Origin of the sequence: Vaccinium witches'-broom phytoplasma str. VAC (assembly GCF_000309405.1) — a bacterium.
GTDB lineage: Bacteria > Bacillota_I > Bacilli_A > Acholeplasmatales > Acholeplasmataceae > Phytoplasma.
On the sequence record NZ_AKIN01000199.1, the window covers coordinates 1 to 319 of the forward strand.

A 319-nucleotide genomic window follows, 5' to 3' on the forward strand; every position below is an offset into this window, starting at 1 on the left:
AAACAAAAACAACAACAAGCCATCATCTCACGAACAAAAACATCAATCAAGAAATCATTATTAAAAATTATGAGTAGAATTAAAATTTTCACCATTATTTACCATCATTCAATTAGATATGAAACTTTATTTTAATTTAAATAACAGTAATTTTCAAAAAAAATCAAAAAAGGAGTCAAATTATTATGACTAAAAAAGAATTAATTAAAAAAATCGCTGAGGCAAACAAAACCTCAATTTCAAAAACAGAAGAATTTTATCACATCTTCGAAAAGACTTTAATCGAAGCAATTACTACTAATGAAGAAGTAGTTTTATC

At 23.5% G+C, this 319-nt stretch carries 1 protein-coding gene; it reads left to right on the plus strand.

The features are described from left to right. Positions 1-185: 185 nt before the first annotated feature. On the plus strand, positions 186-319 hold a 134-nt coding region (locus RI68_RS02905; RefSeq protein ID WP_017193739.1), incomplete at its 3' end, for an HU family DNA-binding protein.